Genomic DNA, 17,737 nt, shown 5'->3' with positions numbered 1-17,737 from the left:
TCAATATGACATAAAAACCGAAGAAGCAATAAAAGAAAATGGTAAAAATGAGAGGTCATTCACACTTTTTTAGCATCAAATAAATCAACTTATAAGCGTAATTTATTGACTTAAAATCAGTGTGAAATGTTTAAAATATCAGTTTTTAGGCCTAATTTGCCCAACCTTCCAGTGTTTTCGGCATACTGAATGGTATTCACTATCACCCAGATGAATGGAATTGCCAAATTTAACAATTTGACCATCTTGCCCTTCTAATAAAATCATGGTGGCTTTTTTTCCACACCAGCATACGGTTTTAAGCTCTCTAAAATTGTCGGCAATTTCAAGTAGCGTTTTAGATCCTTCAAACAGATGCCCCATATAATCGGTTTTAATACCAAAGAACATAATTGGGACGCTATATTCATCACACACATCAGAGAGCTTCCAGATGGTGTTGCGCGATAAAAACTGACTTTCATCAATCAATATGCAGGCATATTGGTTTTGTTTGATATGTTCAATGATGGCATCAACAGTCGTGTCATCAAGCAGTAATGCTTTTTTGCGTAACCCTAAGCGAGAGACGATTTCGACAGCCGAATCACGTGTATCAACCGATGACTTAAGTAGTAATGTTTGCATGTTATTACTTAAGTAGTTGTGATCAATTTGTAGTAGTTCGGTGGATTTTCCGGCATTCATTACGCCATATATATAATAGATCTTAGACAAAATAACGCTCTCAAAATAAAAACAATGAATAAAAATAATGAATAAAAGCTGTGATGTAGGAAATAAAAAAGGTAAGTTAAACAACCTACCTTTTTTAACTTTAAGAAATAATTATTTTGCTTTACCTTGGTTTGCAACAGCCGCTTGTTTTGCAGCGATTTCATCAGCATTACCGAGATAATAGTGTTTAATGACTTTCATATTGTCATCAAATTCATACACTAACGGCACCCCTGTTGGGATGTTAAGCTCAATAATATCATCATCACTGATGTTATCTAAATGTTTTACTAGTGCACGTAGTGAATTACCGTGAGCGGCAATAATAACACGCTCCCCTTTAGCTACGCGTGGCGCAATTGTTGATTCCCAATAAGGAAGTACACGTTTAATAGTCAATGCTAAACTTTCCGTTAGTGGTAATTCTGCTTCAGGTAAGTTGCTGTAGCGTGAATCATGTCCAGGAAAACGTTCATCTGATTTTTCAAGTGCAGGAGGGGTAATGGCAAAACCACGACGCCATAATTTTACTTGCTCATCGCCATATTTTGCTGCGGTTTCTGCTTTGTTTAAACCTTGTAATGCACCATAATGGCGTTCATTTAATTTCCAACTTTTTTCAACGGGTAACCATGCTTGATCAACTTCGTCTAGAACGTGCCATAATGTGTGAATAGCGCGTTTTAATACTGAAGTATAAGCATAATCAAATGTGAAACCTTCTGTTTTTAGTAATTTACCCGCTTCAGCAGCTTCTTTATTGCCTTTATCAGATAAATCAACGTCAGTCCAACCACAAAAACGGTTCTCTTGGTTCCAAACACTTTCTCCATGTCGAATTAACACTAATTTTTTTACAGCCATGAGTATAACTCCTTTATTACGTATAATTAAATTTTAAGTGTATTTGGTTTATAGGCAAGTGGTATATGCAACCATGCCTGCCTATTTGTTTTGAATTAAAATGCTTAATTCAAAACATTTATTTTCTTGGTAAGTATTTTAATGGATCAACTGATTGCGCTTTATATCGAATTTCAAAGTGTAACCTAACCGACGAAGTGCCCGTAGCCCCCATTGTAGCAATTTGTTCACCTGCACGCACCGCTTGCTGTTCTTTTACTAATATAGATTGATTGTGCGCATACGCTGTTAAATAATCATCATTATGTTTAATAATAATTAAATTACCATAACCGGGTAATGAATTGCCCGAATAAACAACACGCCCATCAGCCGCCGCCATGACTTTAGCCCCAACTGAGCCTGATATATCAATACCTTTACTTGTATTTGAGAATTTTTCAACAATCTTACCCCGTGCTGGCCATTGCCATGAAATATTAGCCACATTCACTTTTGAGGTACGAGTTGGTATAATGTCAGAAGAACTATCTAACGGCTCAGTAATAGTTTCCGTCTTTTCGATTGTCGTTGGTTGTTGATTTTTATCTGTTTTGGTAATCGAAGTCGTTGTTGTTTTAGTGATCGTTGGTCTCGTTTTGGCTTGCCCCATTGCGATAGTAGTATTATTGCTATTAACTTTATTCGATGTTGCTGGGTGTGTAGTGGTTTTTTGGGTTACGACAACTGTACCACCACTAACATCTAACACTTGCCCAACATTAACGGCAAAGGGTTCTTTGATATTATTTTTAGCCGCTAGTGAACGGTAATCGTTACCTGTTACCCACGCAATATAAAACAATGTATCCCCACGTTTTACAGTATAAGTATCGCCTTGATATCCACCTTTAGGTATTTCGTCATAATTACGGTTATAAACAATACGCTCGTTGCTAATTACCGTATCATTACTGTTAGCACTTATAGAATGAGTGTCGTTAGCGGTATTTGTATTGGACGTTGTCGTTTGTCTTGATGAAGGTATAGAAGAGGCTCTACCACCCGTTGAAATATTCGCAGGTGGTTTGGTGTAAACAGAAGACGTTGATGCTCCACCTGCTCCCGAAATATCTTCAATTTCGGCTTGCTCGGTTTGAGTACAAGCAGCCGCTAACAAACTTAAGCAACTTAATGTCAGTATTTTTTTCAAAGCAACACCTTTCATTCTCGAATTTCATTTTTAGTTATTTTATGCAAAATACTATTTTCAGCACATATGGGGATATTTGCACATTTTAGCGTTTTTATAGTAAAAAGCTATTATATTGATTACTTATTAAGTAAATCAATAATTTTATTTAGTTCTTTATGATTTTAGTTAATATTTAGCTTGTCAGCATATCATTTTCATAAAATAACGATGCATACTCAAATTAATTGAACCTGATACGATTCACTTTTAATTTAGGTTAACCACTTTATCAACTAAGGCTGCACACGCATATTGTTGCCATAAACAAATTCTAGTCATAAGCAAGTTATTTTAACTTATATTTGTTAACTAATTTACTCAGACTAGTTGAATTTATTTTGAAAGTAGTGAGTATATACAATAAAATGAGGTTTCGTACAGTATCTTTACTATCTTTCTATAAAAATTTAATGTGATTAAAAATAATGACTTTATATATTGTTGCTACCCCCATCGGAAATTTAGATGATATTACGCTTAGAGCGATCGATATACTTAAAAGCGTCGATCTTATTGCGGCTGAAGATACGCGTCATAGTGGCTTACTTTTACAACATCTTGGAATTAAAGCGAAGCTGTTTGCTTTGCATGATCATAATGAACAAGAAAAATCCAATATACTCATCGAGAAACTCAAATCAGGGTTATCCATTGCGTTGATTTCCGATGCAGGTACGCCATTAATTAACGATCCAGGATATCATTTGGTTAAAGCATGTCACGAAAATGGCATTAAAGTCGTACCAATTCCTGGCGCTTGCGCTGCGATAACAGCTTTATGTGCTTCAGGATTACCGTCAGATAAATTTATTTATGAAGGTTTTTTACCCGCTAAAACTAAAGCACGCCAAGATTACCTTACCCATTTATTAGACGAACCACGCACAATCATCTTTTATGAATCGACTCATCGCTTATTAGACACGCTTAATGATATGCAAACTATTTGGGGCGCTGATAAGCCAATTATTTTGGCTAAAGAGCTAACCAAAACGTGGGAAACTATTGTCAGTTTTAAGGTTAATGAGTTGATAAATTGGTTAAATGAAGATCCTGCCCGCCAAAAAGGTGAATTTGTGTTAATCGTGCAAGGCCATACAAAATCAGAGGAAGATATTGATCCAAAGGCGATTGGTACTCTTAAACTATTGCAAAAAGAACTGCCATTAAAAAAAGCAGCAGCTATTACCGCTGAAATATATGGACTTAAAAAGAATCAACTTTACCAAATTGGTTTGAATACAGAACAATAACTAAATGACTAAGTGGGTGGGTTACGGCCAGTATACAGCAAATATTAACTTGGTAATAAACTAAGCTTGGTAATAAACAATAAATAGTAACTGTTAATTTGTTTAATTCCTCGTAGATTTATCGCTAAGAACATTGGCATAAATAGCACAATTTAGTATATAATCTCCCCCTTATTTTTAAGACATTTATGATAAAAGGTAACAAACAATATGGGATTTAAATGTGGTATCGTCGGACTACCTAATGTGGGTAAGTCAACGCTTTTTAACGCACTAACTAAAGCTGGCATTGAAGCGGCTAACTTTCCGTTTTGTACTATCGAGCCAAACACTGGAGTTGTGCCGATGCCCGATCCACGTTTAGATGAACTGGCAAAAATTGTTAAACCACAACGCACATTGCCAACTACTATGGAATTTGTTGATATTGCAGGTTTAGTTAAAGGTGCGTCGAAAGGTGAAGGTTTAGGTAATCAATTTTTAGCTAATATTCGTGAAACTGAAGCCATTGGTCATGTTGTACGTTGTTTTGAAAATGATAATATCATTCACGTCGCTGGCAAGATCGATCCTGCTGAAGATATCGAGATTATTAATACTGAACTTGCCCTATCCGATCTTGAAGCTTGCGAACGTGCAATAACGCGCCTACAAAAACGTGCCAAAGGTGGCGATAAAGAGGCCAAATTTGAATTAGAAATCCTTGAAAAATGCTTACCACATTTAGAGCAAGGTAAAAAATTATTGCAGCTTGATTTAAGTAAAGAAGAGCTTGATGCAATTAAATACCTGAGCTTTTTAACCCTAAAACCAACCATGTATATCGCTAATGTGAATGAAGATGGTTTTGAAAACAACCCTTATTTAGATAAAGTCAAAGCCATTGCTGAACAAGAAAAGGCCATAGTTGTACCTGTATGTGCCGCAATTGAAGCCGAGCTTGCTGAGCTTGATGATGCTGATCGTGACGAATTTATGCAAGATTTAGGGTTAACTGAACCTGGCCTAAACCGCGTGATTCGTGCAGGATATAGTTTGCTTAATTTACAAACATACTTTACAGCAGGTGTTAAAGAGGTTCGGGCATGGACAATCTCGGTTGGCGATACGGCACCACAAGCAGCAGGTAAGATTCATACTGATTTTGAAAAAGGGTTTATTCGCGCTCAAACTATCGCTTTTGAAGATTTTATTAAATACGGCGGTGAACAAGGTGCAAAAGAAGCGGGCAAAATGCGTGCTGAGGGTAAAGATTATGTTGTGCAAGATGGCGATATTATGAACTTCTTATTTAATGTATAGCTAATGATTTGACGTCGCCTTTTGGCGACGTTGTTATATTAGCAATCATAAAGATCAATTCAATCTTGATAAAAAAGTGATTTTTACTAAAACAGATACATTTCCTAAAATTTCTTAACAAGATCAAATAATAGCTTCATAAACATAAGGAAGGCACACTTTTATGTTACTCACATTTCAACAAGCCAAACAGCAAATGCTCCAAAGCGCATCAGCCATAAAATCACTCAATTGCGAAAAAGTTTCTTTGTTCGATGCATTAGGACGTATCACTGCTGAACCGGTAATGTCGCCGATTAATGTGCCAAGCTTTAATAACTCAGCGATGGATGGGTATGCCGTTAGATTATCCGATGTTAATCAATCTAAATTATTACCTATAGCGGGCATTATTTTAGCTGGCGATGATATAAGTAATCTTAATTGGCCACAAGGTACTTGTTTACGTATTATGACTGGAGCCCCCGTACCAAATGATGCTGATGCAGTAGTGATGCAAGAACAGACCGAAAAATCGGAGCTAGGTATCACTTTTTTAAATGAGGTAAAAGTTGGCGATAATATCCGCCATATGGGCGAAGATATAAAAAAAGACACTGTCGCTGTGAACAAAGGGGAAAAATTAACCATTCCCATACTATCAACCCTTGCGACATTGGGCATTAGTGAAGTTTTGGTTTTTAAAAAACTGAAAGTAGCCATCTTATCAACAGGTAATGAATTAACACCAATTGGTGAGCCTTTAGCTGGTAATGGCGCTATTTATGATAGTAACTGTTTCACGCTAAAATTATTATTAACTGAGCTTAACTGTGACATCGTCGATCTTGGTATCATTTCTGATGACCCAACCCAAATCAAACAAGCGTTGATAGCCGCATCGAATCAAGCTGATTTAGTCATCACCAGCGGTGGCGTTTCTGTGGGCGATGCAGATTATACTAAAGTGGCTTTAGAAGCGCTTGGCAAAATCAGCTTTTGGAAAATTGCGATGAAACCTGGCAAGCCTTTTGCCTTTGGCAACATTGGCGAGGCGCTATTTTGTGGTTTGCCCGGCAATCCTGTTTCAACTTTAGTGACCTTTTATCAATTAGTACAACCACTAATTTTAGCTCTTTCAGGGGTTGACGCATCAGCTATTGATTTAACCTTTAAAGTAAGCACTGCAACCAATCTTAAAAAGAGCCTTGGTAGAGTAGACTTTCAACGTGGTATTTTACAAATAAATGCACAAGGTGAGTTAGAAGTTAGCACAACAGGGCATCAAGGATCGCATATAACACAATCATTTAAGCAAGCTAATTGTTTTATTGTGCTTGAACAGGATCGTGGTAATGTCAGCAAAGGGGAGCAAGTAACGGTTGAGCTATTTAATCGTTTACTAAAGTAAGCGTGATTTAAATACTCATTTGCATTATTTACCATAATAGTCATGCACATTTATTATGTGTATGATTTAGTTGTGTAAATAGGCTGTATGTAACATTATTAACATATCGTTATATTGGTTTATTACTATATAACGGTATACCCCTGCTGGCAGATAATAAGTTGAGATATAATTAAAATAGTGCAACTAATATCGCGCCTACGGCAATCATAGCAACCCCAACACCAGCTAATAGCGAAACCTTTTCACCAAATAAAATAGCAGCAAATACAACAGCAAAAACTACGCTTAACTTGTCAATTGGCGCAACTTGCGATACTTTGCCCTCTTTAATCGCCATAAAATAAAATAGCCAAGATAGCGCACCGGCAATGCCACTTAGTGCAATAATAAATAACGCCTTTTTATCATTAAAAAACGTGTTGATAAGGCTTAATTTACCTTGAACAGCAACCACCCCAACTAAAAAAATAGCCATGACAATAGCACGAATTGCGGTTGCTGTGTTTGCATCAAGGTGCTGTAAGCCGATTTTTCCTAAAATAGCTACGCATGCCGCAGTAATAGCGGAAAGTAGCGCATAAATAAGCCACGCACTCATATTAGTATTTATCGATTTTAAATAGATATTGTTGATTGTTTGAATTCGTTTCACATTGTTGTGATTTACTCATCACCCCACGACAATCTTCTAAAACGCCGTGAGCTTTTGACCAATGATAAGTTTTACCTTCATCATTTTTACCTCCACATCCAACTAATGCCAAGCTAAACATCAAACAAGACAAACCAATAACTGTAGCTTTCATTTCATTCTCCTTTTTTGGGCAAACGCATTAAATATTTAACAGCATTGCTGTTTTTTTTATGGGAATTATTTTAATTCAGAATGAATGTGATTAATAGCCAAAGTGCCACCTATTTTTAATAGATTAAAGTGGCGGTTTGCTTTATATTTATTTAATAACTGGCATGGTTCATCTAATGGCTCGTCAGCTAATTCAAATGCTCCCCAATGAATAGCTATGGCTGAATGGCATTGTAATTCATCGTACAGTTGAACAGCTTGCTTGGGGTCAATATGCTGTGATTTCATATACCAACGTGGCGCATAAGCACCAATAGGTATTAATGCCAAATCGATTGAAGGAAAACGCCTAGCAATCTCTTTTAATTCAACACAATAGCTAGTATCCCCCATAAAATAGACTGTTTTTGTTTGATTAGCAATCTTAGATTGAATCATCCAACCACACCATAATGCTTTATTCACATCAAACAATCCTCGATTGCTCCAGTGTACAGCTGGGGTAGCAGAAAAAGTAAGCCCATCAATAGTTTTACAATCCCACCAATCTAATTCAATAGTGTTCTTAGCCCCCCACTTTAGTAATGTTCTTTTTAAACCAAGCGGAACCATAATGACAACATGAGGGAAACGAGCCAATAATTGCTGAATACTTTGAGAATCAAGATGATCATAATGGTTATGTGAAATAACAATAAAATCAATCTGCGGCAATTGTTCAATATCTAAAGCTGGCGGTGTTCGCCGTTTAGGTCCTATGAATTGCGAAGGTGAAGCCCGCTTAGAAAAGATAGGATCAGTTAAAATCATCTTACCGTTTAAACGAATCAATGTTGTTGAGTGGCCAATCCACCAAACTCTATCATCAGGTAAACTGAGATTGATTGGCTCAAACCATGTTTGGTTAAAAGTATGATAACCTGCTTTAGGTGGTAATACTTTACGCTTAAAACGCCAACGTAAAAACTCGCCAATTTTAATTTTAAAAGATGCATCATGCTTAAACCCTTTAGCAGTATGATGTTTTTTTTGAACCGTTAAATCTTGTTTTTGATTCGCCATCCTGATAGCCTTCTTTGACAATCAATTTAGTTTAGTAATTTGCTGTACGTTCAATAATTACAGCAACATTCCGAGCATTCGCTATTGCTGTTGGTTTAGATACTTTAACTTTCAACCAATTAACAGAAAATTGTTTAATAATCATTTCAGCGACTCGCTCTGCTACACATTCAATCAGCTCAAATTTCGAAGATTGAATAAAGTGTGTTATCGTTTGGCTAACCTTAAAATAGTCTAAACAAAGCGATACATTATCGCTTTCGCCAGCAGGTTTATTATTCCATGCCATTTCAAGATCGAGAATTAACTTTTGCTTGATGGTCTTTTCCCAATCATAGACGCCGATGGTTGTTAGAACAGTTAATCCTTCAATCAGTACCCTATCTTTGCTATATGTATTCATACCCGATTCCAAATGCCTAATTACATTAAATAGAGATTACCGAATCTTGTTAAATTACGCTATAATTTATTTTAAATAATACTAAATATCCGTAATTATGACTCGAATTTTTCAACCTTTTATTATTGAGCAAGATAGCCTTATTACCTTGGATGATAATGCGTTTAACCACCTTATTCGTGTATTAAGAATGAAGGTCGGTGAAAAAATTATCTTATTTGATGGATCTAATCATATTACCCCTGCAATTATTCATGAAGTCAATAAAAAATCGGTTACAGTCAAAACAGCTTCGTCCGTTTTAGATAATCGCGAATCGCCATTAGAGCTCCATTTGGGGCAAGTGATATCACGCGGCGAAAAAATGGAATTTACTATTCAGAAATCGGTTGAGTTAGGTATCAGTAGTATAACGCCACTACTTTCTGAACGTTGTGGAGTTAAGCTCGATACCGAAAGATTAGATAAAAAAACACAACAGTGGCAAAAAATTGTGATTTCAGCTTGTGAACAGTGTGGACGCAATATAATTCCTGAAATCAAACCCGTCATAAAATTAGAAAGCTGGTGTGCAAGTTTAACGGAAGGATTAAGACTCAATTTACACCCTAAAGCTAAACACGGCATAAAACAATTAGCCAATGAGCATAAAAAAATTTATTTATTAATTGGGCCAGAAGGTGGATTGTCTGACAATGAAATTAGCATGACGCATGACTATCATTTTACAGATATTTTACTCGGACCAAGAGTGTTACGAACAGAAACCGCTGCGCTCACAGCGCTTACCGCATTACAAGTGCACTTAGGCGATCTTGGATAAACACAGCAGAATATAGCTGATAAGTAATGATTACTTTGCAACTGGCTTAGTAACGAGTATGATAACAGCAAGCATTATTTTGGGTATTACCATTAAGCCTTGACAAAGCGCTTCAAGTAATACCTATATTTTAATATAAAAACCCAATTGAATAGATAAAATCAGTAAGGAGTTATTATGATAAAACTGGGCATTGTAATGGACCCAATTAGTCATATCAAAATAAAAAAAGACACCAGTTTTGCCATGTTACTTGAGGCACAAAAGCGAGGGTATCAACTTTTTTATATGGAAATGAATGATCTCTTCTTACGCAATGGTGAAGCTTATGCGACAACACGGACATTAACTGTTTATAATGATGATCACCATTGGTTCGATATGAACAATGAACAAACCATACCCTTAAGTGATCTTGATGTAATATTAATGCGTAAAGATCCCCCATTTGATACCGAATTTATTTATGCAACCTATATTCTAGAACGTGCTGAGGCAAAAGGCGTATTAGTAGTAAATAAGCCTAAAAGTTTACGTGATTGTAACGAAAAATTGTTTACTGCATGGTTTGCAAAATTTACGCCTGAAACATTGGTTACTCGTCAAACTCAACAGATTAAATCCTTCTATCAAGAGCATAACGATATCATTTTAAAGCCACTTGACGGTATGGGTGGAGCATCAATTTTTAGAATTAAAGCTGACGATCCAAATGTATCGGTTATCATTGAAACCTTAACTGAGCACAACTCACGTTACTGCATGGCTCAAACTTACATACCAGAGATAACAGATGGGGATAAACGTGTTTTGGTTGTCGATGGTGAGCCTGTACCTTATTGTTTAGCAAGAATTCCACAAAAAGGGGAAACTCGAGGTAACCTTGCCGCAGGTGGGCACGGAGAAGTAAGAGCATTAAGTGAAAGTGATTGGCATATTGCCAAAAGTATTGCCCCAATGTTAAAAGAAAAAGGCTTACTATTTGTTGGTTTAGATATTATTGGCGATAAGCTAACTGAAATTAACGTAACAAGTCCCACTTGTGTTCGTGAAATTGAGGCAAAAAACCCAAATCTTTCCATTACAGGTATGTTGATAGGTGCCATTGAACGTCGATTAAATAAGTAGAGCAAAAAATGATTAGAGAATATAAAACAGCAGATTTAGATAAAGTCATGGCTATATGGCTAGAAGGTAATGAACAAGCACATCGTTTTATTGATCCTCAATTTTTCAAACAAAATTATGAATTAGTAAAAATGCTCATTCCTATGTCGACATTATATGTTCAAGATCTTGATGGAGTAAAAGGTTTTATTGGCATAACTGAAAATTATATTTCAGGTTTATTTGTTGATGAGGCTTTTCGCCGACAAGGGACAGGTAAAGCACTCGTTGAAAAAGCAAAACAACGCCATAATGAACTGCTAGTGCATGTTTATAAAAAAAATATCGCAGCGATTGATTTTTTTCTTTCTCAGGATTTTAATATTGTATCAGAATCAATCAACGAAGAAACCGGAGAGCCTGAGCTATTAATGCGCTGTAATGTTGAGCATAAAGTTAAAATTGGTAAATGCGCGTTATAAACTACTAAAAATGTGAACATATGAATTTAAAAAATCATTTTATCATCGCTATGCCAACGATAAGCGACCCAACATTTAGTCGCTCGGTTATCTACATTTGTGAGCATAACCGCGATGGTGCTATGGGTATCACCATTAATAAACCGATATTAGAACTTAATGTATCAACAGTACTGACACGTTTAGATATAACAGCAAGCAAAAATTGTGCTGAACTGGAACAGCCCGTTTTCGCTGGTGGTCCTATTGCTGAGGAACAAGGATTTATTTTGCACACGCCACAGCAAGGTTTTTCATCAAGCATACAAATTTCTGACGATGTGATGATTACAACGTCTCTTGATTTATTAAAAACTATCGGTTCTCCTAAACAGCCAAAAGATATATTGCTCGCACTAGGCTATACCAGCTGGCAATCGCTACAACTCGAAGAAGAAGTAGCACGAAACAATTGGTTAGTTGCCGATACAGATCCTAAAATTATTTTTGAACTTGCCATCAATGAACGTTGGCAAAAAGCAGCAGAATCGCTCGGCATTAATATGAATACTATTTCACACCAAATGGGAAATGCATAACCAATGGCAACGATTATCGCATTTGATTTTGGCACAGCAAGTATTGGTGCAGCTATTGGCCAAGATATCACTAAAACAGCTAGCCCTTTATGCTCATTTAAGGCACGCGATGGCATTCCTAACTGGCAAACAATCGAAAAGGTCTTAAACGAGTGGAAACCCGATTTTTTAGTAGTCGGGTTGCCTTTAAATATGGATGGCACAGAGCAACCGCTCACCGCCCGAGCACGTAAATTTGCTAACCGTTTACATGGTATGTTTGGTTATCAAGTCCATTTACAAGATGAACGATTATCAACCGTTGAAGCTAAATCACATATTTTTGCTTCTCGCGGTTATCGGGCACTTGAAAAAGGTCATGTAGATGCGACTTCCGCAATCATTATTTTAGAAAGTTGGTTTGAAAACAATTAATTATTTTAATTAATCAATTCTTTTATCTAATAATAGATCGCCAATCAATATCATCCTTGCTAAAATAAACAGCAATTTTTTATTGGAAGGAACTTGCCGTGTCACATAACAACTCTCTTAGTTATAAAGATGCTGGTGTCGATATTGACGCCGGCAATGAACTTGTTAATCGCATCAAATCGGTTGTAAAAGAAACTAAGCGCCCCGAAGTTATGGGGGGATTGGGTGGTTTTGGCGCGTTATGTGCTATTCCACAAAAATACAAAGAGCCAATTTTGGTATCGGGCACGGATGGCGTGGGTACCAAATTACGCCTGGCAATGGATTTAAACCGCCATGAATCAATTGGTATTGATTTAGTGGCAATGTGCGTTAATGACCTGATTGTGCAAGGTGCTGAACCTTTATTCTTTCTTGATTATTATGCCACAGGAAAACTCGATGTCGATGTTGCAGCAACAGTAGTAACAGGCATTGCAGAAGGCTGTAAACAATCAGGGTGTGCTTTAGTTGGCGGCGAAACTGCCGAAATGCCAGATATGTATCAAGGTAACGACTACGATTTAGCGGGATTTTGTGTTGGTGTAGTTGAAAAATCAGCTATGATAGACGGTAGCAAAGTGCAAGATGGCGATGCATTAATCGCATTAGCTTCAAGCGGTACTCATTCTAATGGCTATTCGTTAGTACGTAAAATTATTGAAGTCAGTGGTGTAAACCCTGCCACTGAACAGTTAGACGGCAAACCACTTGCCGATCACTTGCTAGCACCGACTAAAATCTATGTTAAACCCATACTTGATTTAATTACACAAGTTGATATCCATGCAATAGCACATATAACAGGCGGTGGTTTCTGGGAAAACATTCCTCGTGTGTTACCTGAAAATACTCAAGCGATAATTAATGAAGCAAGTTGGCAATGGCCTGCTATATTTAATTGGTTACAAAAAGCAGGCAATGTTAGCCGCCATGAAATGTATCGCACCTTTAATTGTGGTGTTGGCTTAATTATTGCCATACCAAAACCATGGGTCGATAAAACAATTGCCTTACTAAATAACCATGGTGAAACAGCATGGCTATTGGGTGAAATTAAACAGGCTACATCAGCAGAGCGGGTAATAATAAAATAGATTTTGCATTCACTTTATCTATCCAAATTTTGTCACCTCCCTGCCCTAAAGGACGGAAATTCCTACTGAAGTTACTTTATGCTAACTTCAGTAGGTTTCTGCTTCTGATAGCATGATGACTGCACCATTCGCATTACAGACGCTTCGGCATATCCTACCCCTAGTATATATTAAGGCACTAACCATTCATCCTCGCCAAAAAATGAACCAATGCCATCTGTACCGCCACTTACCCAGATATAGTTAACATTAAATACAGCTTGTTTTTGATATCACTAAAGCTAATGGTGTCTGTATCAAGTTTGTTTTGTTGGTATCTTCGGCTTCTGAAAATATTCCAACTCTTTTTAGGTAGTATTGTGACAAAAGAATTTATGTTATTATTTATTATCATTTTATAAAATAAAAAATCAAATAAAATCAATATCTTTTCTGAATTATTTTTGTAGCATAATCATCTTAAGTATGGATCTTGGCAATAGAGTTAACTGTTACCTTTAGTTGATAATATAACTATCTCCTAAAACAAGCAGCTTAATTTTCTAGGTGGCTTGTGTGTTAAGTCTGGGATATTTACACAAGGTTAATTTGACAATATCATTTGCTTTATAATAAAAGCAACAAGTTCAATAGTAAAAAAATCAATTAGAATAGAAAGGAATATTATATGCAATGGCTTATTACAGATGAATTTAGGCAAGACTTAAAAAAATTAGTAGCGCTTTTAACTAACAGCCTTGATTTACAATGGATTAATGATGTGATTGATCATTATGAATGGGATGAAGACGAGGATGAGGAATTTGAAACAGATTATTTAGTGAGTGAAGACGAACTGATCGCCTTTCGCCAAGTTGAGATATTGGGCGATATATTACAACCAGAATTTATGCTACAAATCGATTGGAAAGAAAGCGTTGATGAGCTTAAATTAGGGATTGCAGATCTATTACTCAATAATTTTGGTGTTAACCGTGTTTCGTTCCCGAATATGCGTCATTACGATAACCGCACAACTGTTTCAAATGATGGAGTATTAGCAGATTTTAATCGAGAACTTAAAAAACAAGGTTTTAATCTTGCTAATGTCATATCGGGGGATGATAATTTATGGATTATCGTTTACCCAACGACAGCACATAACGAAGTAGAATACCTAGTTAATCAATTGGGTAGCGAATTAGAGTAGTGGGATAAATCACTTTACAAATAGACGTAGCATTGTTCGATCATGGCGTTAAAATACCATCTGTACCCATTAATGGTTGTTGGCTATTGTGTAATAACTTTAATGCTTTTTCATTTAGTTTATCAAAATAATAAAGGTAAATTTGGCCATAATCAAACTGCTCGACTTTTTCAGCATGATGTTGCTTGGGATTGACCTCAGGGTAAGTCACTGTGTGTAACTGACCGGCGTTATCATAACGATAACGGCGTGGCTGATGTCTGGTGATTTCGGCAAGCTATCCGTTATAATGATACTGATATTGCCAGAATTAATGCGATAAAAATCAAACAAGATAAGCTAATTGTTAAATTTTTCTTGTTAATTTTAATAAATAAAACATGCTCCCCCACTAATTATGTGAGGGATTTTACTATTTACTTTGAATAACGTTCTCTTAATTTATTCATATAAAATTCGATTGAATCTTTATCTTTAGGATGCGCTTCAATATAGCTATTTGATATTATTTGCATAAGTTCAACAAATTTTTGTGGGGAAAGCTCTGAGCTATCCATCTCTCCAACATAAAAATCAACACTTTTGAAATCTTGTGGGTCTTCATAACCTTCATCTAACGCATATCCCAAACCCTCATGTACATCGCATCCAATACCTCGTGATGCATCATAAATAAATTGTAAAAGATTCATTTTATGCTCTTTGTACATCGTCTCGATTAAGTAATATAAATCACCTCCTCCTTGTTCTTCTATTTCTTTTGCTATTTTATTTAACCATGTTAAATTATGATTCATTTTATATTCCTCTCTGGTATTGTAAGAAATGCATTGCTTATTTTACCTGTGCTTTGATTTTTTGTTACAGTGAACCAATATCAATCAATTTGCACAGAACATTCTCTTTTATCTGGATTATTTCTAAAATAATTTTCCGCTTTTTTCGCTGCTTTATTTGACATATCTGCTACTTTTGCATCGGAAAGTCTTGCTGGATCATAGGTCGTTTTCTTTTCAGCTTTTTTAAAACGAATAATTTTACCTGCATTTGGTCCGTTTGCTGCTCTAGCTGGTAGCTGAAATTCATACTCAATCAAACCAGGAAAACGTGCATCTGTATATTTAGGACCAACAATTTTAGCCTCTGTCATTTCAATTGATTCTAAAAAAGCATCTTGGTTATGAGCGCCAGAAATACCTGTTTTTTTTGCATTTAACTGTCCTGTTTGTTTATTATGAGTAGTAACATCTGATACAAAAGTATCTAGCACTAATTGTGTATCAGTTTCTTTTCCAACAATCCCCTCAACGCTTTTATCAGCGACCTTATTGCTGGACATCCGGTTATTATTAAGGTGAGTTAAAACAAGTTCATTATTGAACTTACGATGCAGATCTAAAAAAGATAAAAAAATCCCAACATCAGGCAGAAATTTAACAAGCTTTAATTCTGTTATAAATTAATATTGTGTTTCTCTGCTAGTTCACTAAGCATGACCCCAAATTCTAAAAGATCTTCTCTAGTCCACCCTGTTAAGGTAGGAATTTCATTTACACTGCATGAAACTAAAACAGCAGATTCAAGCTCTCTTATTAAGTTAAACTCCCTCTCACTCATTTGAACATTTAATAAATTATTTTGTTTCTCTAATATCTTCATTTTAAACCTCAGTTAATTCATTGGCGGTGTTTTTTGGATTGGTAAACGTTTAATATAGTTATCCCATCCCACAGTTTTGCTAGTACGACGGTTAAAAGCATTATAAGTATAGGTGATGATAAGCCCCGTCGGTTTAATTACTTTGATTAGTCGATGCCGGCAGTCGTATTGATAGTGGGTAACTAGACTGTGGTTTTTTCCACGTTTTTCCGCAATTAGGTTGCCAAAGCGGTCATATTCAAAGTGTTTATCACTAAAAAAGGTTAGGCGATTGCCAGTAGCACCACAATACCGTATTTTTAAGGTCGCATAAAAAAAGCAGAAAAGTAAATAAATCTTTTCTGCTGATCATGCTAGCGAGAATTCTACCTGTAACTATCCCCTAAAATAGTACAGCCAAAAAGTAGAAAATTCTCTATGATAAAAGTAAAAGAGGATTTAATTATGAAAAAAATGACTGAACATCAAATCGTCGCTATTTTAAAAGAAGCTGAAGCAGGTATTCCTGTCAAGGAACTCTGTCGCAAATATGGCATGGGTAATTCAACTTTCTATAAGTGGCGAGAAAAATACGGCGGTATGGAAACGTCGGATATTAAACGCTTAAAGGAGCTGGAGGCTGAAAACTGCAAGCTTAAGCAGATGTTTGCCGAACTGAGCTTAAAATCCCAGCTTCAGGAAGAAATCATAAAAAAGCTTTAGTGCCAACAGGGGCACGTAAAACGTGGGCACAGCAACTACAACAAAATCATTCAGTTACTATTGCTATGAGTTGTGCCATTGTTGGTTTAAGCCGTTGTGCTTACTATTATCAAGCTAAGTTACAGGATGATTCGGTGATTGTTTCGGTGTTGAATGCTATCACAGACCGGCATTTACGCTGGGGCTTTCCTAAATGTTTTAATCGTATCAGAAAGCTCGGCTATCAATGGAATCATAAACGGGTATATCGGGTGTATTGTGAATTAAAGCTTAATCTCAGGGTAAAGCGTAAAAAACGCATTCCTCCACGATGCCCGGAAAGGTTATTAGCCCCCAATAAACAAGGTGAATGTTGGTCAATGGATTTTATGAGTGACAGTAGTCGTAATCAACGTCGCTTTAGGACATTCAATGTCATCGATGACTTTAATCGTGAGGCATTAGGTATTGATATTGCAGTAAGCTTACCGGCAGGGAGAGTTACCCGTTACTTAGATAAACTGGCCGAATATCATGGGTATCCATTAAAAATACGGGTCGATAATGGGCCAGAATTTACAGGAAAAACCTTTATAAACTGGGCTAAATCACATGATATAGCCATTGATTATATC

Annotated in this window: 23 protein-coding genes; 12 read left to right on the top strand and 11 right to left on the bottom strand. The window is 36.3% G+C overall.

What is annotated here, in order from left to right; all coding sequences use genetic code 11:
* Nucleotides 1–138: 138 nt before the first annotated feature.
* The 3 genes from A9G41_RS01140 to nlpD all read right to left on the bottom strand — a co-directional run bounded on the left by A9G41_RS01140 (nucleotide 139) and on the right by nlpD (nucleotide 2,788).
* Entirely contained in the window at nucleotides 139–717 is a 579-nt protein-coding gene (locus A9G41_RS01140) for a thymidine kinase (protein ID WP_065567103.1), read from the bottom strand.
* Between the two features lie 111 nt (nucleotides 718–828).
* Complete coding sequence (gpmA, locus tag A9G41_RS01135; RefSeq protein WP_065582986.1) at nucleotides 829–1,581, bottom strand: 2,3-diphosphoglycerate-dependent phosphoglycerate mutase; 753 nt, start codon at nucleotides 1,579–1,581, stop codon at nucleotides 829–831.
* 118 nt (nucleotides 1,582–1,699) lie between these two features.
* Nucleotides 1,700–2,788: a murein hydrolase activator NlpD gene (nlpD, locus tag A9G41_RS01130; protein WP_075539208.1), complete on the bottom strand. Its 1,089-nt coding sequence runs from the start codon at nucleotides 2,786–2,788 to the stop codon at nucleotides 1,700–1,702.
* A gap of 452 nt (nucleotides 2,789–3,240) precedes the next feature.
* Here nlpD and rsmI point away from each other — a divergent pair, with 452 nt between their 5' ends.
* From rsmI to moeA, 3 genes are all read left to right on the top strand, one after another.
* On the top strand, nucleotides 3,241–4,068 hold the full coding sequence (gene rsmI / locus A9G41_RS01125; protein WP_065652448.1) for a 16S rRNA (cytidine(1402)-2'-O)-methyltransferase: 828 nt from the start codon (nucleotides 3,241–3,243) through the stop codon (nucleotides 4,066–4,068).
* Nucleotides 4,069–4,278: 210 nt separating this feature from the next.
* Entirely contained in the window at nucleotides 4,279–5,370 is a 1,092-nt protein-coding gene (ychF, locus tag A9G41_RS01120; protein ID WP_065567107.1) for a redox-regulated ATPase YchF, read from the top strand.
* Between the two features lie 163 nt (nucleotides 5,371–5,533).
* Entirely contained in the window at nucleotides 5,534–6,760 is a 1,227-nt protein-coding gene (moeA, locus tag A9G41_RS01115; protein WP_075539207.1) for a molybdopterin molybdotransferase MoeA, read from the top strand.
* A gap of 172 nt (nucleotides 6,761–6,932) precedes the next feature.
* Here moeA and A9G41_RS01110 read toward each other — a convergent pair whose 3' ends face one another.
* The 4 genes from A9G41_RS01110 to folB form a co-directional block, all read right to left on the bottom strand.
* Nucleotides 6,933–7,361, bottom strand: coding sequence for an EamA family transporter (locus A9G41_RS01110; protein ID WP_065580171.1), 429 nt, complete (start codon nucleotides 7,359–7,361; stop codon nucleotides 6,933–6,935).
* A 1-nt stretch (nucleotide 7,362) separates the two neighbouring features.
* Complete coding sequence (locus tag A9G41_RS01105; RefSeq protein WP_065582991.1) at nucleotides 7,363–7,569, bottom strand: hypothetical protein; 207 nt, start codon at nucleotides 7,567–7,569, stop codon at nucleotides 7,363–7,365.
* 65 nt (nucleotides 7,570–7,634) lie between these two features.
* Nucleotides 7,635–8,630, bottom strand: coding sequence for an MBL fold metallo-hydrolase (locus tag A9G41_RS01100; RefSeq protein WP_075539206.1), 996 nt, complete (start codon nucleotides 8,628–8,630; stop codon nucleotides 7,635–7,637).
* Between the two features lie 31 nt (nucleotides 8,631–8,661).
* Nucleotides 8,662–9,033, bottom strand: coding sequence for a dihydroneopterin aldolase (folB, locus tag A9G41_RS01095; RefSeq protein ID WP_065582993.1), 372 nt, complete (start codon nucleotides 9,031–9,033; stop codon nucleotides 8,662–8,664).
* A gap of 97 nt (nucleotides 9,034–9,130) precedes the next feature.
* Between folB and rsmE the strand changes: the two genes are divergently transcribed.
* From rsmE to A9G41_RS01060, 7 genes are all read left to right on the top strand, one after another.
* The gene (gene rsmE, locus A9G41_RS01090) at nucleotides 9,131–9,856 is read left to right on the top strand and encodes a 16S rRNA (uracil(1498)-N(3))-methyltransferase (protein WP_075539205.1); all 726 of its coding nucleotides are present in this window, start codon (nucleotides 9,131–9,133) and stop codon (nucleotides 9,854–9,856) included.
* Between the two features lie 177 nt (nucleotides 9,857–10,033).
* A complete protein-coding gene (gene gshB, locus A9G41_RS01085; protein ID WP_075539204.1) occupies nucleotides 10,034–10,984 on the top strand; it encodes a glutathione synthase in 951 nt (316 codons plus the stop codon).
* Nucleotides 10,985–10,992: 8 nt separating this feature from the next.
* On the top strand, nucleotides 10,993–11,445 hold the full coding sequence (locus tag A9G41_RS01080) for a GNAT family N-acetyltransferase (RefSeq protein WP_065582996.1): 453 nt from the start codon (nucleotides 10,993–10,995) through the stop codon (nucleotides 11,443–11,445).
* A gap of 20 nt (nucleotides 11,446–11,465) precedes the next feature.
* On the top strand, nucleotides 11,466–12,023 hold the full coding sequence (locus A9G41_RS01075) for a YqgE/AlgH family protein (protein ID WP_065582997.1): 558 nt from the start codon (nucleotides 11,466–11,468) through the stop codon (nucleotides 12,021–12,023).
* A 3-nt stretch (nucleotides 12,024–12,026) separates the two neighbouring features.
* Entirely contained in the window at nucleotides 12,027–12,437 is a 411-nt protein-coding gene (gene ruvX / locus A9G41_RS01070; protein WP_065567117.1) for a Holliday junction resolvase RuvX, read from the top strand.
* 98 nt (nucleotides 12,438–12,535) lie between these two features.
* Nucleotides 12,536–13,573, top strand: coding sequence for a phosphoribosylformylglycinamidine cyclo-ligase (gene purM, locus A9G41_RS01065; protein ID WP_075539203.1), 1,038 nt, complete (start codon nucleotides 12,536–12,538; stop codon nucleotides 13,571–13,573).
* Between the two features lie 667 nt (nucleotides 13,574–14,240).
* Nucleotides 14,241–14,762 carry a DUF6630 family protein gene (locus tag A9G41_RS01060; protein WP_075539202.1) on the top strand — a complete coding sequence of 174 codons (522 nt, stop codon included), beginning with the start codon at nucleotides 14,241–14,243 and terminating at the stop codon, nucleotides 14,760–14,762.
* Nucleotides 14,763–14,802: 40 nt separating this feature from the next.
* Here the strand turns inward: A9G41_RS01060 and A9G41_RS14140 are convergent, their stop codons facing one another.
* The 4 genes from A9G41_RS14140 to A9G41_RS01045 all read right to left on the bottom strand — a co-directional run bounded on the left by A9G41_RS14140 (nucleotide 14,803) and on the right by A9G41_RS01045 (nucleotide 16,421).
* Nucleotides 14,803–14,973, bottom strand: coding sequence for a hypothetical protein (locus tag A9G41_RS14140; RefSeq protein ID WP_179854667.1), 171 nt, complete (start codon nucleotides 14,971–14,973; stop codon nucleotides 14,803–14,805).
* A 205-nt stretch (nucleotides 14,974–15,178) separates the two neighbouring features.
* Nucleotides 15,179–15,559 carry a hypothetical protein gene (locus A9G41_RS01055; protein ID WP_065583000.1) on the bottom strand — a complete coding sequence of 127 codons (381 nt, stop codon included), beginning with the start codon at nucleotides 15,557–15,559 and terminating at the stop codon, nucleotides 15,179–15,181.
* A gap of 80 nt (nucleotides 15,560–15,639) precedes the next feature.
* Nucleotides 15,640–16,101 (bottom strand): CdiA family toxin C-terminal domain-containing protein, encoded by a 462-nt coding sequence (locus A9G41_RS01050; RefSeq protein WP_075539201.1) that lies wholly within the window; start codon nucleotides 16,099–16,101, stop codon nucleotides 15,640–15,642.
* Between the two features lie 113 nt (nucleotides 16,102–16,214).
* Nucleotides 16,215–16,421: a hypothetical protein gene (locus tag A9G41_RS01045; RefSeq protein ID WP_065583002.1), complete on the bottom strand. Its 207-nt coding sequence runs from the start codon at nucleotides 16,419–16,421 to the stop codon at nucleotides 16,215–16,217.
* Between the two features lie 444 nt (nucleotides 16,422–16,865).
* Here A9G41_RS01045 and A9G41_RS01040 point away from each other — a divergent pair, with 444 nt between their 5' ends.
* Nucleotides 16,866–17,123, top strand: coding sequence for a transposase (locus tag A9G41_RS01040; protein ID WP_176700436.1), 258 nt, complete (start codon nucleotides 16,866–16,868; stop codon nucleotides 17,121–17,123).
* Nucleotides 17,123–17,737, top strand: a 615-nt coding sequence (locus A9G41_RS01035) for a DDE-type integrase/transposase/recombinase (RefSeq protein ID WP_075539200.1), incomplete at its 3' end; no start/stop codon positions are given. The genes A9G41_RS01040 and A9G41_RS01035, both read left to right, overlap by 1 nt.

The organism is Gilliamella sp. Nev5-1 (assembly GCF_001690895.1).
In the GTDB taxonomy this organism is placed as follows: Bacteria; Pseudomonadota; Gammaproteobacteria; order Enterobacterales; family Orbaceae; genus Gilliamella; species Gilliamella apicola_C.
This window is presented reverse-complemented; position numbering and strand designations above follow the sequence as displayed.

Coding starts and splice junctions, on each gene's coding strand:
- gshB (WP_075539204.1), top strand. CDS start 10,034: ATGATAAAACTGGGCATTGTAATGGACCCAATTAGTCATATCAAAATA.
- A9G41_RS01100 (WP_075539206.1), bottom strand. CDS start 8,630: ATGGCGAATCAAAAACAAGATTTAACGGTTCAAAAAAAACATCATACT.
- A9G41_RS01110 (WP_065580171.1), bottom strand. CDS start 7,361: ATGAGTGCGTGGCTTATTTATGCGCTACTTTCCGCTATTACTGCGGCA.
- rsmE (WP_075539205.1), top strand. CDS start 9,131: ATGACTCGAATTTTTCAACCTTTTATTATTGAGCAAGATAGCCTTATT.
- rsmI (WP_065652448.1), top strand. CDS start 3,241: ATGACTTTATATATTGTTGCTACCCCCATCGGAAATTTAGATGATATT.
- gpmA (WP_065582986.1), bottom strand. CDS start 1,581: ATGGCTGTAAAAAAATTAGTGTTAATTCGACATGGAGAAAGTGTTTGG.
- A9G41_RS01060 (WP_075539202.1), top strand. CDS start 14,241: ATGCAATGGCTTATTACAGATGAATTTAGGCAAGACTTAAAAAAATTA.
- A9G41_RS01055 (WP_065583000.1), bottom strand. CDS start 15,559: ATGAATCATAATTTAACATGGTTAAATAAAATAGCAAAAGAAATAGAA.
- folB (WP_065582993.1), bottom strand. CDS start 9,033: ATGAATACATATAGCAAAGATAGGGTACTGATTGAAGGATTAACTGTT.
- A9G41_RS01075 (WP_065582997.1), top strand. CDS start 11,466: ATGAATTTAAAAAATCATTTTATCATCGCTATGCCAACGATAAGCGAC.
- ychF (WP_065567107.1), top strand. CDS start 4,279: ATGGGATTTAAATGTGGTATCGTCGGACTACCTAATGTGGGTAAGTCA.
- A9G41_RS01080 (WP_065582996.1), top strand. CDS start 10,993: ATGATTAGAGAATATAAAACAGCAGATTTAGATAAAGTCATGGCTATA.
- A9G41_RS01045 (WP_065583002.1), bottom strand. CDS start 16,421: ATGAAGATATTAGAGAAACAAAATAATTTATTAAATGTTCAAATGAGT.
- A9G41_RS01105 (WP_065582991.1), bottom strand. CDS start 7,569: ATGAAAGCTACAGTTATTGGTTTGTCTTGTTTGATGTTTAGCTTGGCA.
- nlpD (WP_075539208.1), bottom strand. CDS start 2,788: ATGAAAGGTGTTGCTTTGAAAAAAATACTGACATTAAGTTGCTTAAGT.
- moeA (WP_075539207.1), top strand. CDS start 5,534: ATGTTACTCACATTTCAACAAGCCAAACAGCAAATGCTCCAAAGCGCA.
- ruvX (WP_065567117.1), top strand. CDS start 12,027: ATGGCAACGATTATCGCATTTGATTTTGGCACAGCAAGTATTGGTGCA.
- A9G41_RS01040 (WP_176700436.1), top strand. CDS start 16,866: ATGAAAAAAATGACTGAACATCAAATCGTCGCTATTTTAAAAGAAGCT.
- A9G41_RS01050 (WP_075539201.1), bottom strand. CDS start 16,101: ATGTCCAGCAATAAGGTCGCTGATAAAAGCGTTGAGGGGATTGTTGGA.